The sequence below is a fragment of the Neobacillus sp. SRL179 genome (genome assembly GCF_984799095.1).
This window is the reverse complement of record NZ_OZ481792.1, coordinates 541209-554755: the sequence shown is the minus strand read 5'-3', so window position 1 is coordinate 554755 and position 13547 is coordinate 541209. Positions and strand designations below refer to the sequence as shown.

The following is a 13547-nucleotide window of genomic DNA, read 5'->3' as shown; positions in this document are numbered from 1 at the left end:
CTGACGACTGGTTGGGATTTATGGTAAACTAGGCCACGACTTGTATTAGAATTTAGAATCATAATGGAGTGGTTGTATGGGTAATGCTAAAGGGAAAAGTGGAACAGGCAGAGGAACTGGAAAGAAGGGGTGGAATCGCTGGAAAGCTAGTGCCAATAAAGCAAAAAGTGCGAAACCCTATGTCAGTAAGAGTGGGAAAAAACCAGCTGCATCTGACAACAACGAATAATGAACAGAAACACCATAGCGAGATGTAGTTTAAGATGGCAAACATTATAATGAGGAGGTCCTCTCATGTCAGAATTAGAGCCTTTAGAATATGAAACGGGTACTGCTATTCGTGATTATGACATTATTTCGATTAATCAAACCACAGATGGTTACGAAGTACTTCTGGATGTAAATCTTGACAGTGGCTACTCTCTTGCAAGAACAAAGTTAGAAATTTCAAACGAGGACTTAACAGGTTATGAAACCAATGAAATAGAAGAAGGTATTAAGTTTGCCTTGGGTTTTTTTTAACTAATACCCGTAATAGGATTGCATGCGTAAGGCCCCAAACCCTGTGAATGGATTTGAGGCCTTTTTCTGTCACCTAACATCTTATAAAACCACTAAACGGATTTGATTGCCTGATGGATCATTGGTTACGTAAAACTCTGCTTCCTGGCTAACCGGCGCCCCTAATTGCTCTAGTTGTTTAATAACACTCTCTCTTGCTGCTTGATCTGGGAACACAAGTGTATACCAATTTAGCCCTACACTATTTTTCGGTGGAACCGGTGCTCCCACTCCCTGCCATGTATTGATGGCAATATGGTGATGATATCCTCCAGTAGATAGAAACGCCGCCTGAGGATAGTAGCTAACTACGTCAAAGCCAAGCCCTTTTGTGTAAAATTCTTCTGCTTTTTTTAGATCCCCTACGTGAAGATGAATATGCCCCATTACTGTCCCAGCTGGCAGCCCGGTCCATTCGGCATTACTTTCCGCAAGAATTCCTTCTGCATCAATCTGTTCCGTTGCCATGTCCACTAAACCGTTTTTCCATGTCCACTCTGAAGATGGCCGGTCACGATAAACTTCAATCCCATTCCCATCAGGATCATTAAGGTATAAGGCCTCACTCACATAATGATCCCCCGCTCCTAATGGATAACCTGTTTGAAGGATATGCCGTAAAAATACCGATAAATCTGCGCGGGATGGCAGCAAAATAGCAAAGTGGTACAACCCTGATGTTTTTTCTGTCTTAGGAATCACATCAATCGGCTCATCAATCGTTAATAATGGTGTTTTTCCATCCGTAGTTAGTACAGCTTTCCGCTCCGTTTTTTCCAATAATTTAAGACCAAGGATTTGTTGATAAAAAGTTAGTGAATACTCCAGATTTTTTACCTTAATATTTACCTCACCGACATACACATTTGGTTCCTGATGAAATTTTTCCATACCTCTCACTACCCTTCTTATATTCTTAATATGGTTAGATTTTTTAAAATCATTTATGTTAAAAAGCGAATTCCAAATTCACCTGCGACTGATTTGCTATGTTTAGAGTGTAACTTATTTTTATCTCGAATTCAAGTATTTTAAATTTAAAGTATTTTTACAAAGACTCTCATGATTATAACTACACACAGTCTTTACACTCTCTTTACACCAGGTTAAGAAAAAATCCATCAATAACTAATACAATGAAAGTAACAAACACACTGGAGGGATTGGATGAAGGTAACTGTTGCTGGAGCAGGATATGTAGGAGTGGTTACAAGTGCTTGTTTAGCAGAATTAGGGCATCAGGTGACGTGTATTGACATTCAACAAGAGAAAATAAACCTGCTTCAATCTGGCCATTCTACGATTTATGAACCAGGCCTAGATACTCTTTTAGAAAAAAATCTACGAAAAAAACAGTTACATTTTACCACCAATCCGCATCACGCCTACGCGGAGGCTGAACTAATTTTCATTGCTGTAGGAACACCCGCAACGCACGATGGATCAGCGGACTTAAAATACATACATGTGGCTGCCCACACCATCGCCAACTACATTCAGCGAGATGTGATTATCTGTACAAAAAGTACAGTGCCGGTCGGTACGAATGACCTCATTCAACAAATCATTGACAGTAGGAAACCTCCAAATCTGCAGGCAGAAGTGGCGGCCAATCCTGAATTTCTGCGGGAGGGCCGGGCTGTTCTTGATTTTTTCCATGGAGACCGAATTGTGATTGGAACCAGCTCACCTGAAACAGCTGCCTTTTTGGAACAATTTTATCAGCCTCTGGAAATCCCAATTATGAAAACCGACATTAGAAGTGCAGAAATGATTAAATACGCAGCAAATGCATTTTTAGCAACAAAAATTAGTTTTATCAATGAGATTGCAAATATTTGTGAAACGGTGGGAGCAAACATAGATGAAGTGGCCTTTGGCATTGGACAGGATAAACGGATTGGACCGCACTTCCTCAAAGCTGGCATTGGTTATGGCGGCTCCTGTTTTCCAAAGGATACAAAGGCACTAGTACAGCTCGGAGGAAATAAAAAGAAGTCCTTGCGCTTGCTTGAAGCCGTCATTGAAGTAAATAATCTTCAGCAATCACTGCCCGTTTTAATGGCACGGGAAACGGTTGGCACGTTAGAAGGGAAAAAAATTGCCTTACTCGGTTTAGCTTTTAAAGCTGATACAGATGACGTCAGGGAGTCAGCCGCACTAACCATTGTAAAAGATTTATTGGATGAAGGAGCAGTTGTTACCGCCTATGACCCCATTGCCATTCCGAACGCCAGGAAAATCTTAGGAAACACAATAGAATACACAGAAGATCTCAGACAGGCACTCTTTGATGCAGACCTTGCCATTATCGCAACGGAGTGGGATCAAATTAAGTATCTTCCATTGGGGGAATACGTTAATCAAATGAAGCGCCCCATTGTCATTGACGGACGAAATTGTTACTCACCTACCGAGATGCGTAATTTTCCTATTACGTATCGGTCGGTAGGCAGACCCATTTTTGTTCATGAATATATTTAAAGGGGGACAGGACAATGATGAGATTCATTCATGCGTTTTATGGATTCGATTGCCGGTTGCTGCAACAGGTGAATCGTCATTTTGACAAGAAGTTATTAAATTTCTTTTTCCGAACTGTCACACATTTGGGCGGAGCAGACATTACCATCGCTGCTTCTTTTCTCCTGATTGTCTTATCTTCAGGAGAGCCAAAATTGACAGCCATTGCGAGTGGCCTCGCCTTATCAGCCAGTCATTTACCTGTCCATGTTTTAAAGCAGCTGTTTCCACGAAAAAGGCCTTATTTGATGATTGAAGAAACTAAGTTTCCTGCTAATCCATTACAAGATTATTCTTTTCCATCTGGCCATACAACCGCTATTTTCGCCGTTGTGACCCCTTATATTTTGTTTATCCCGCAGCTTTCATTTGTTCTTATTCCTTTAGGACTGTTGGTGGGAATTTCAAGAATTTATTTAGGGCTACACTATCCTTCAGACGTCCTTGCGGGAGGAATACTGGGCTCCATTACTGGAATTTTATGTTTCATTTTATTATGCATATAAGTAATTTGTTAGGAGGGATCGATCATATGCGGATTGCTATTTTCACTGACACCTTTTATCCTGACATCAACGGTGTTGCTCGAACACTCAAACGATTAACGAATTTTTTAGAGGGTCAAAGTATTACTTATAAACTATTTATTCCAGACACAGAGGCAAGTGATTATGCTTCTAGCCATATGTACAGATTTAAGAGTCTTCCTTTTTTCTTATATCCAGAATGCCGGTTAGCCTTACCAAACCTTCAGCAGACCAAAGCAGAGTTACGGCGTTTTTCACCAGATTTAATCCATGTGGCTACCCCTTTTAATGTCGGCCTTTGTGGTGTGTACTTTTCAAAAAAGCTAAACATCCCGCTAGTTGCATCGTATCACACCAATTTTGATGATTATCTTCACTACTATAATCTTCCTTTTCTTTCAAAGATGCATTGGAAATACATGCACTGGTTCCATCGGACCTGTAAGAAAATTTTTGTTCCTTCCCCAGCAACATACCACTTATTAAAACAGCACGGATTTACTAATCTTGAACTTTGGCCAAGAGGCGTGGATTGTCAGCTGTTCCATCCTTTTTATGATCAGGCAGCAGTAAAAAAACAATATTGCCAACCCCAGGAAACGTATCTGTTAACATACGTCGGCAGATTGGCGCCCGAGAAGGACTTACACACCCTTCTAGCTGCGGCCCGGTCCTTGCCACCCGAACTAAATAAACAAATACAGTGGTTAATCATTGGTGACGGTCCATTGCGTGCAGAACTGGAAGCGCAAGCGCCTGTTAATATGACCTTTTCCGGCTATTTAAGCGGGCTTCCATTAGCGGAGGCATATGCGGCGTCTGATTTATTTGTTTTTCCCTCACCAACTGAAACATTTGGAAACGTTGTCCTTGAAGCTCTTGCCAGCGGGACTCCTGTGATTGGGGCAAGAGCTGGCGGAGTTCAGAATATTATTAAACCGGAGTCCACGGGATTATTGTGTAAACCCGGAAATGTAGAGGAATTTTCGGAAGCTATTCAGCACCTGTTAACCCATGAGCCATTACGGAAACAAATGGGAATGGCCGGCAGGGAATATGCGTTAACACAAAGTTGGAACCATAAATTAGAAAACCTAGTCTGCCACTACACCCATGTAGTAGAGGAAAAAAATCAGCAAAAATACGCTTAAATAGATGGTAAAGTTAAAAAGGGTGTCAGGCACCAGCCGTGGACAAAGTCCACGGCTGGTGCCTGACACCCTTATGACTAATCCAAACTTGCTAATGGGAGCAAAATCTCGACGGTTGTTCCTTCTTTAGGTTTACTTTTATAGGTGATGCTTCCATGATGGAGCTTAAGGATTTTATTACAGATCATGATGCCTAATCCTGTGCCTTTTTCTTTCAAGCTATAAAAGGGCTCGCCTAGACGTGGAAGTACTTCTTCCGGAATGCCGCACCCTTGATCTTGAAACGTAATCACGCATTCATCATTTAAACTCTTGCTAAGGTTAATGTTAATGTCCCCGCCATGCGGCATTGCCTCAATTGCATTTTTCACCACATTAAGAAATACTTGTTTTAATTGATTTCGCTCACCAATAATGACGAAAGGTGTCTCTACTTTCTCAAACTCAAGTATAAATTGCACATTTTTCATAAGTGCCTGTGGAGCCAATATTTCCAACGTATTTTCAATTAACTCTCTTACATTAATTTGATTCAGTGTAACCGCTTGTGGTTTCCCCAATGTGAGAAGCTCACTCGTAATGGTTTCAATCCGCTCTAATTCACTTAAAAGTAAATCATTATATTTAACCGTGCTATATTCAGCCTTATAAAGTTGAACAAAGCCCTTAATGGTAGTAAGCGGGTTACGGATTTCATGTGCTACCCCTGCCGCCAATTCTCCGACAATGGAAAGCTTTTCTGATTGCAGCAATAGTTCTTCTGACTTCTTCCGCTCCGAAATATCACGGCTAATAATAACAATATTCTCAATAAGATCATCATCGCCGCGCACCGGCATACTTCGGGATTCAAATTCAATCCACTTGCCTTCCTTATGTTTTAATCGAAATTCCATGGTTTGGGACTCTTTCAATTCATACATTTTTGTTATATTATTTTTAAACATTACTTCATCGTCCGGATGAAGTAAGTTAAGTAATTTACCCTTTTCAAGCTCACAGCAGTCATATCCTAACACAAGCTCATGTGATGGAGAGAAATAAATAACGGACTCGACTTGATCCGCCACTAATATAAGATCTGAGGTATTCTCAGCAATAAGACGATATTTTGATTCACTAGCTTCCACTCTTTGATACATGTCAATTAACCGTTGATTTAAGCGATGAAGTTTAAAATAGGATTCAATCAGAAGAACACCAATAGTAACACCTAACATCACAAATATTAGGTATTGAAGATGAAAGAAGGGCCGGTCTCTAAACGCATGGAAAATGATTGGAACCATGACCACGTAGATGACTAAATAGGCACTAAAAAAAATAACACACCTTTTCACAGGAGTAAGCATTTTTGTATACAAATGGATGAGAGAAAAACCAATCATAATCACAGACCAGCCAATAATAGCTGGAGGCCATTGACCACTGTTAATCAATCTAATTATCAAGGCGAATCCGCCCGTAATCAAGCCTGGACCTGGTCCCAGATAAGCAAACATCAAAATAATGGGTGCATAGCGAATATCATAGGAATATCCTTGCTGCTGAAAAGATAACTCAACTAGGACCACAGATACTAATCCCCCATATATTCCAACCCAATATTTTACCTGTCGCAACGGCTTTTTGTTGAAAAAAGATCCAATCACTAACGGTGTACTAACCAATAGTGAAAAAATTGAGAGATTTATAATGTAGTCTAAAAGAACCAATGGACTCCCACCCAAACGTTGTTAAATTTTCAATATTCCCTCTTATATTAAACTAGAGTCATCACTTTTACCACAAGAAAAATAGACTTTTAAGCGGTACTTTCGTCCAATAGATTAGAGCCATTTTGCGAGGGATGATTACTGCTTAGTAGTAGCTATCCTTTATAAAAAAAACCTATTCGAAATCGAATAGGTTTTTTTGAAGAAATACTTATTGGGCTGTATAACCGCCATCAAGAATAACAGCTTGACCTGTAATCCCTCTTCCTTTATCACTTGCCAAGAAGACCGCATAATCAGCAATTTCCGAAACAGATAAAAGCCGTTTTTGCGGAACGAGCGATAGCAGCACATCATCTATTACACTATCTAAGCTAACATTTCTTGTTTCTGCTAAATCTTTTAATTGGTTTCTAACGAGCGGAGTATCCACGTAGCCAGGACATAACGCGTTGACAGTGATTCCACTTGTTGCTCCTTCCAAGGCAGCAACCTTCGTTAATCCGATCACGCCATGTTTTGCACTGTTATAAGCTGCTTTTCCAGCAAAGCCAATCACACCATTAATGGAAGCCATATTAATAACGCGGCCAAAGCCTTGTTCCTTCATGATTGGGAATACCGTTTTAATTCCGATAAACGGTGCGGTTAACATGATTTTTACGAGCAATTCAAATTTTTCCGTAGGGAATTCTTCAATAGGTGAAACATATTGCATTCCTGCATTGTTAACAAGTATATCGAGACTTCCAAATGTATCACGAGCTTGATGAAGACTGTTCTTGAAGGCTTCCTCATTTGTTACGTCACATGGAGCTGAAATGGCTTCAAATCCTTGCTCTCTTAATTCTAAAGCCACTTGATCACTTTTCTCCGCGTTTAAATCGGAAATAACCACCTTTGCCCCTTCAAGCGCGAAAGTCTTTGCGATTTCTAAGCCAATCCCACTGGCAGACCCTGTAATAAATGCTGTTTTTCCTTCTAATGCTTTATTCATGTTAGTACCTCCTAATAGTGAAGACAATTTTACTGATAGACTCGCAATTAAATTATTCCAAAGAATGTGTAAAGAGCAATGACAACAAATACTGCAGCTGTTTTAATTAACGTCACCATAAAGATATCTTTGTAAGACTGCTTGTGCGTTAAGCCGGTAACTGCAAGCAGCGTAATAACGGCTCCGTTGTGCGGAAGTGTATCCATACCGCCTGACGCCATTGCGACAACACGGTGCATGACTTCTGGTGGAATATTTGCTGCAGCAATTGCTTGATTATATTTATCTGCCATCGCACCTAAAGCAATCCCCATACCGCCTGAAGCAGAACCCGTCATCCCCGCAAGTGCACTTGTTGTCACCGCACCGTTTACGAGCGGATTCGTGAAGGTGCCGGAAATTCCATCACTGATTTTTGCGAATCCTGGAAGGGCTGCGATAATCCCGCCAAATCCATACTCAGCACCAGTGTTCATGGTTGCAAGCAGTGACCCGCCAATCGCAGTATTCAGACCTTCTTTAAAGCCCTTTGTTACTCGTTTCCAATCGTATAAAAATGATGCAATGATTCCCACGACAAGGGCCATAATAATTGCCCAAATAGATGCAACAGCAGTTACGTCGACTGTATAGGCTTTCAAACCAATTGCTGAAAAATCAAAGCCGTTGGGATACCATTTAGGAATATTGGTGATAAATATTTTATTCGCTACTCCTACAAGAATAAGCGGCACAAAAGCAAAGATCTGTCTCACAATTGTTTGCTCTGAAGTTAAATCAGGCCCTGCAACGGTACTCTCTTCAAGACGAGCCTTTTCAAGTGCAGCTGCATTTTCAGCGCCAAACCCGTAATACCCTTCACCAGCTTTTTCTGCTTTCTTTCTTCTTGTTTCTAAGTAAAATAAACCTGCTCCTAAGACAATGACCGCGCCGATAATACCAAGCGTTGGAGCCGCATAAATATCAGTTTTAAAGAAGGCAATCGGTATAACATTTTGAATTTGCGGTGTACCTGGCAGTGCATCCATTGTGAATGTGAACGCACCGAGTGCAATCGTACCCGGAATTAGACGTTTAGGAATATTTGCCTGTCTAAACATTTGAGCAGCAAATGGATAAATGGCAAATACGGCAACGAATAAGCTAACTCCGCTATAAGTTAAAATGGCACCAAGTAAAACAATCGTTAACATCGCACGTTTTGCACCAAGCAATTTAACAATTGTCTTGGCAATCGATTCGGCAATCCCTGACATTTCAACTACTTTACCGAAAATAGCACCTAGTAAAAAGACGGCGAAATAAGATTTAATGAATCCAACCATCTTTTCCATGAATACCCCGGAAAAGAAGGGTAAAACATGACTTGGATCAATTAACAATACGGCTAAGAGTGCGCAGATTGGCGCGAATAAAATAACTGAGAAGCCGCGGTAAGCTACAAATATTAATAGCCCTAATGCAAATAAAATAACTAATAATTCCATGTAAATCCCCCTTATTATTTTTTGTGCTCTAGCCTACCCCCCGACAGGTAAGCGTTTGCAAAAATAAACTTACACTTTTATAGTTGCAAGGATCGTGCCAAAACTATTAATTATTGGACAAAACTAATCATTTTTTTACTAGCCTCATAAATACTAAAGTTGAACATTCTATGACAATATAAACATTATATCATTCTAGTAGTTTGGAAATTGTCTATTCCGCAATTCTGGAAAAATCACCATGAAAACGTTTCCGCAAAAACGGAATTTTCCGTTTTTGCGGAATAATCATTTCTAGATTGCAATTATTTTTCCATTTCCACTACTGTAGCAATTCCCATACCGCCGCCGATACAAAGGGTGGCTAATCCGTACCGCGAACCTTGGCGCTGCATTTCATGTAATAAGGTAACAAGAATTCGTGCGCCGCTGGCCCCAATTGGATGACCAAGGGCAACCGCACCGCCATTAACATTTAGTTTTTCTCTTGGAACATGTAAATCACGACCAACAGCAAGAGATTGCGCCGCAAACGCTTCATTTGCTTCAACAAGATCCATATCTTCAATCGTTAATCCTGATTTTTCGAACGCCTTCTTCGTTGCTGGAACAGGACCAATCCCCATGATACTCGGATCCACACCAGCCGTTCCGTTGCCACGTATTACGGCCATCGGCTTAATGCCTAATTCGTCAGCCTTTTCTCTGCTCATAAGGACAAGGGCAGCAGCACCATCATTAATACCAGAAGCATTGCCTGCAGTAACGGTCCCATCCTTTTTAAATGCCGGCTTTAATTTACTAAGTTTTTCTGCTGTCACGCCTGCACGCGGGAATTCATCTGTATCAAAAATGATTGGCTCGCCTTTCCGCTGCGGAATGATAACCGGAACGATCTCTTCTTTAAACTTTCCTTCTTTGATGGCAGTTTCAGCCTTCTGCTGACTCCAAGCAGAAAACTCGTCTTGTTCTTCGCGTGTTAATCCATATTTTTCAGCCACATTTTCAGCTGTTACCCCCATATGGTAAGAATTAATGGCACATTGCAGGCCATCTTCAATCATACTGTCGATAATTTTCCCATCGCCCATTCGGTAACCTGTACGGCCCTTTGGTAACAAATAAGGTGCTAGACTCATATTTTCCATTCCACCAGCAACAACAATCTCCGCTTCCCCTGTTTGAATCGCTTGTGCAGCAAGGTGAACGGCTTTTAGTCCCGAGCCGCATAGTTTATTTATGGCCATGGATGGAACTTCAATCGGTAAGCCTGCTTGCAGCGCTGCTTGACGTGCAGGGCCTTGGCCTAGTCCTGCTTGAAGAACATTCCCCATAATTACTTCATCTATTTGATCTCCTGTAATTCCGGCACGGTTTACTGCTTCCTTAATGACAATGGCCCCTAATTCGGTTGCCGGAGTGTTGCTTAAAGTCCCCATGAAACTACCAATTGCTGTACGTACAGCACTTACAATGACTACATCACGCATGTATTTTTCCTCCAATTTAATTATTGTTTACAAGCATGCTAATTTCCTATAAAAGTGCAGGGTTAACCGTGTAGAACGCCTCTGTTTTTGCCTTCACTGTCTCTAAATCAACGCCATCTTGCAGTTCTTCTAACACTAAGCCTTGATTCGTTACATGGAAAACCGCCAGGTCCGTAACGATGACGTCCACTACCCCTTTACCTGTCAATGGCAGACGGCATTGTTCTAGAATTTTTGATGATCCATTTTTGGCAACATGCTCCATGGCCACAATAACTTTCTTGGCGCCTGTTACTAAATCCATGGCACCGCCCATACCAGGTACCATTTTTCCCGGAACCATCCAGTTGGCTAGATTTCCTTCGACATCCACTTCTAATCCGCCAAGAACCGTTACATCCACATGGCCGCCACGGATTAACTCGAATGAAAATAAGCTGTCAAAGAAGGCACCGCCAGGGATAATTCCGGCAGGCTGTCCTCCTGCATTAACGAGGTCTGGATCCACTTCCCCATTCACTGGCCCGAGTCCAATGTAGCCATTTTCAGATTGCAGGATAACGTTGACTCCTTCAGGCAAATAGTTAGGTACCATCGTTGGGAGACCAATACCCAAATTTACCACGTCTCCATCTTTCATTTCCTTTGCTACTCGAGCTGCGATAATTTGTTTTGGATTCATTAGTGTTGTAGTCATTATTAACAGCCTCCTTGAACGTAAATTTTATCTACGAGGATTCCAGGAGTCATTACTTCATCTGGATCAATGTCCCCGACTTCCACGATTTCCTCTACTTGAACAATAACTGTATCAGCCGCCAATGCCATTAAGGGATTAAAGTTCCGTGCCGAGCGGTGATAAATTAAATTTCCTGCTTTATCAGCTTTATATGCCTTAAGAAGTGCAACTTCGGCACGCAGCGGTTTTTCAAGCAAATATTCGCGGCCGTCCACCGTAATCTTCTCTTTTCCTTCTTCTACAACTGTTCCTACACCTGTTGGCGTCAATACTCCACCCAGACCTGATCCGCCGGCACGGACACGTTCAGCAAGTGTTCCTTGAGGAACTAGTTCTACGTCCATTTCACCCGCAATCATTTGTCTGCCTGTTTCCGGGTTAGTCCCAATATGGGAAGCGATAACCTTTTTGACTCGTTTATTTACAATTAATGGCCCTACGCCAGTTTCAATGAAAGCGGTATCATTTGCTATCAGGGTAATATCCTTTACCTTTGCTTCTAACATTGCGGAAACAAGCTCTTGTGGTGTACCTACACCCATAAATCCCCCTGCCATTACGGTCATCCCATCTGTGAAAAATGATGAAACTTCTTCTCTTGAAATTAATTTATTCACTTAAACGCACCTCCCAAAAATATAAGTGAAGTTATTTGTCCTCACACTTATTTAATATGCAAGATTCGTGCCAACACAAAAAGGAGTCTGGCTCCTCCCGCTTTAAAGCTTTACAGCGGTGGCGAGCTGACCCCTTTTTGGCACTTATTCAACTGCTTTTATGTAGCCTATCTTTTCAACCAATTGCTGGCCTTGTGGGCCGCGCATCCATTCTAAAAAAGGCTGAATGGTCTGTTTCGGGTTATCTTTTATTGTGATCGCATATAAGGATGCCGTGAAAGGGTATTTGCCGCTGGCAATATTTTCAGGATTAGGTTCGATTCCGTTAATCTTTAGTAGTTTAATATCTGGATTTGCTTTCATGCCAGTGGCAAAAAATCGGAACGAAAAGCCAATTGAATTGTCATAATTTCGGTAGTCGGCCACCTGTTCAATAATTCCGCCCATTCCCTCCGGAACATCCTCCTTAAGCGGCTTCATGATGGGTGTTCCACCCATGATTTTTTCCAAAAGAGTTTGACTTCCGGAATTTTCTGGTCTCTGGAAGGCGATGATTCTTTCATTGCTTCCATTAAGTTCAGACCATCTTTTCACTTTGCCTGAATAGATGCTTTTAATCTCATCAACTGTTAAGCTATCCACTTTATTGCTAGGATTAACAAAGAAAACAAATGCTTCCTTACCAATCGGCGTCATGACTAGTTCTTTTCCTTCTGAAGCTGCCATAGCCTGTTGCTCCTTCGATGGCTCTGCTCCAAAATAAATATCCACTTCCCCTGACAGGAGGCGTTCATAGGCATAAATGGTGTTGGTAAAGGTGACCACTTCTTTCGTTTCTCCCATTACTTTTTGAATATTTTCATAAACTGTATTAGCAAAGGCTGAATAAACTGGATATGCCGCCTCTGCACCATCTAATACGGGCATCTCACTGGGGTTCTCAATCGTATACGTTGGGGTTGTCTTCAATTGTGGCAGTTTATTATCTGGATTGGTAACTTCGTAGGGGGATAAATCCGTGCTAGAGTATCCGCCCCCATACTCAAAACCATAAGATGGCAGCACTGTTTTACTTCTGTTCCATTGAACGGCCAGACCGGTACCCATTCCAAGAACAAATATAATCAAAATAGATGACAGCTGCTTTTTATTTAAACTTGGTCGTACGTTTCTAATTAAAACTGTAATAATGGCACCTAAAACAACCGACAACTCATAGGTTAAAGGAGCCCATAAAAAAACTCTCCCCTCTCCTATAAACATCGCCAAAAAGTATAAGGGTGCGAGTCCTATATGAAAAATGCCATAATACATCCATCCTTCAGCACCATAAAATCCGCCAGTGATTAGCATAAATATGGCCCATAGTACTGCGGTATAGGCAATAGGGAAAATGATGAGGATGATTAGGCCATTCAGATTATCGGGTTGTTTAAGTTTCTTTATGATTAAAAAGCCAACAAAACACCCTCCAACTAGCAGGGGAAGCAGCGTAACAATCATTGTATCGTCGATCTTCTCCATTAAAGGAAATGAGAGAAAGGAAATCCCGAACGGTATCAAACAAAAATAGACGAATAAAAACCCCAGTTTTTTGCTCAAGTTAATAACCCCCTTTTAAGTAATAAAATTCCCACTTTTTAGATTTAGTGTAATTTTACACTTTTATTGCCGTTTTTTCAATTGTCTTTTAGCTAGCTCCACGCAAAAAACTTTTTCTCCATATGAAGGAGAAAAAGT

General features: G+C 41.2%; 13 protein-coding genes. 5 read left to right on the top strand and 8 right to left on the bottom strand.

What is annotated here, in order from left to right; translation table 11 throughout:
* The first annotated feature begins 76 nt into the window (after positions 1–76).
* Both AC4E8C_RS02730 and AC4E8C_RS02725 read left to right on the top strand, forming a co-directional pair.
* A complete protein-coding gene (locus AC4E8C_RS02730; protein ID WP_490210065.1) occupies positions 77–229 on the top strand; it encodes a DUF3934 family protein in 153 nt (50 codons plus the stop codon).
* A gap of 65 nt (positions 230–294) precedes the next feature.
* Positions 295–522 (top strand): hypothetical protein, encoded by a 228-nt coding sequence (locus tag AC4E8C_RS02725; RefSeq protein ID WP_490210063.1) that lies wholly within the window; start codon positions 295–297, stop codon positions 520–522.
* 81 nt (positions 523–603) lie between these two features.
* Here the strand turns inward: AC4E8C_RS02725 and AC4E8C_RS02720 are convergent, their stop codons facing one another.
* Positions 604–1452, bottom strand: a complete 849-nt coding sequence (locus AC4E8C_RS02720) for a VOC family protein (protein ID WP_490210061.1) — start codon at positions 1450–1452, stop codon at positions 604–606.
* Positions 1453–1728: 276 nt separating this feature from the next.
* On the opposite strand from AC4E8C_RS02720, the gene AC4E8C_RS02715 reads away from it, so the two are divergent.
* Genes AC4E8C_RS02715 through AC4E8C_RS02705 form a run of 3 tightly spaced genes read left to right on the top strand, consistent with a single transcriptional unit; the run spans position 1729 to position 4762 of the window.
* On the top strand, positions 1729–3045 hold the full coding sequence (locus AC4E8C_RS02715) for a UDP-glucose dehydrogenase family protein (RefSeq protein WP_490210060.1): 1317 nt from the start codon (positions 1729–1731) through the stop codon (positions 3043–3045).
* 14 nt (positions 3046–3059) lie between these two features.
* A complete protein-coding gene (locus AC4E8C_RS02710) occupies positions 3060–3590 on the top strand; it encodes a phosphatase PAP2 family protein (protein WP_490210058.1) in 531 nt (176 codons plus the stop codon).
* 26 nt (positions 3591–3616) lie between these two features.
* Positions 3617–4762: a glycosyltransferase family 4 protein gene (locus tag AC4E8C_RS02705; protein ID WP_490210056.1), complete on the top strand. Its 1146-nt coding sequence runs from the start codon at positions 3617–3619 to the stop codon at positions 4760–4762.
* A gap of 77 nt (positions 4763–4839) precedes the next feature.
* Here AC4E8C_RS02705 and AC4E8C_RS02700 read toward each other — a convergent pair whose 3' ends face one another.
* The 7 genes from AC4E8C_RS02700 to AC4E8C_RS02670 all read right to left on the bottom strand — a co-directional run bounded on the left by AC4E8C_RS02700 (position 4840) and on the right by AC4E8C_RS02670 (position 13409).
* Entirely contained in the window at positions 4840–6336 is a 1497-nt protein-coding gene (locus AC4E8C_RS02700) for an ATP-binding protein (protein ID WP_490210055.1), read from the bottom strand.
* Between the two features lie 352 nt (positions 6337–6688).
* Entirely contained in the window at positions 6689–7474 is a 786-nt protein-coding gene (locus AC4E8C_RS02695) for a 3-hydroxybutyrate dehydrogenase (protein WP_490210053.1), read from the bottom strand.
* 47 nt (positions 7475–7521) lie between these two features.
* A complete protein-coding gene (locus AC4E8C_RS02690) occupies positions 7522–8961 on the bottom strand; it encodes a GntP family permease (protein WP_490210051.1) in 1440 nt (479 codons plus the stop codon).
* A 305-nt stretch (positions 8962–9266) separates the two neighbouring features.
* The gene (locus AC4E8C_RS02685) at positions 9267–10451 is read right to left on the bottom strand and encodes an acetyl-CoA C-acetyltransferase (protein WP_490210049.1); all 1185 of its coding nucleotides are present in this window, start codon (positions 10449–10451) and stop codon (positions 9267–9269) included.
* Between the two features lie 46 nt (positions 10452–10497).
* Complete coding sequence (locus AC4E8C_RS02680) at positions 10498–11133, bottom strand: 3-oxoacid CoA-transferase subunit B (RefSeq protein WP_490212451.1); 636 nt, start codon at positions 11131–11133, stop codon at positions 10498–10500.
* A gap of 17 nt (positions 11134–11150) precedes the next feature.
* Entirely contained in the window at positions 11151–11807 is a 657-nt protein-coding gene (atoD, locus tag AC4E8C_RS02675) for an acetate CoA-transferase subunit alpha (RefSeq protein ID WP_490210047.1), read from the bottom strand.
* 144 nt (positions 11808–11951) lie between these two features.
* Positions 11952–13409: a PstS family phosphate ABC transporter substrate-binding protein gene (locus AC4E8C_RS02670; protein WP_490210045.1), complete on the bottom strand. Its 1458-nt coding sequence runs from the start codon at positions 13407–13409 to the stop codon at positions 11952–11954.
* Positions 13410–13547 lie beyond the last annotated feature (138 nt).

Bases quoted from the DNA above. Each gene is read 5' to 3' on its own strand.
- AC4E8C_RS02730 (WP_490210065.1), top strand. From the start codon at position 77: ATGGGTAATGCTAAAGGGAAAAGTGGAACAGGCAGAGGAACTGGAAAG.
- AC4E8C_RS02725 (WP_490210063.1), top strand. From the start codon at position 295: ATGTCAGAATTAGAGCCTTTAGAATATGAAACGGGTACTGCTATTCGT.
- AC4E8C_RS02720 (WP_490210061.1), bottom strand. From the start codon at position 1,452: ATGGAAAAATTTCATCAGGAACCAAATGTGTATGTCGGTGAGGTAAAT.
- AC4E8C_RS02715 (WP_490210060.1), top strand. From the start codon at position 1,729: ATGAAGGTAACTGTTGCTGGAGCAGGATATGTAGGAGTGGTTACAAGT.
- AC4E8C_RS02710 (WP_490210058.1), top strand. From the start codon at position 3,060: ATGATGAGATTCATTCATGCGTTTTATGGATTCGATTGCCGGTTGCTG.
- AC4E8C_RS02705 (WP_490210056.1), top strand. From the start codon at position 3,617: ATGCGGATTGCTATTTTCACTGACACCTTTTATCCTGACATCAACGGT.
- AC4E8C_RS02695 (WP_490210053.1), bottom strand. From the start codon at position 7,474: ATGAATAAAGCATTAGAAGGAAAAACAGCATTTATTACAGGGTCTGCC.
- AC4E8C_RS02690 (WP_490210051.1), bottom strand. From the start codon at position 8,961: ATGGAATTATTAGTTATTTTATTTGCATTAGGGCTATTAATATTTGTA.
- AC4E8C_RS02685 (WP_490210049.1), bottom strand. From the start codon at position 10,451: ATGCGTGATGTAGTCATTGTAAGTGCTGTACGTACAGCAATTGGTAGT.
- AC4E8C_RS02680 (WP_490212451.1), bottom strand. From the start codon at position 11,133: ATGAATCCAAAACAAATTATCGCAGCTCGAGTAGCAAAGGAAATGAAA.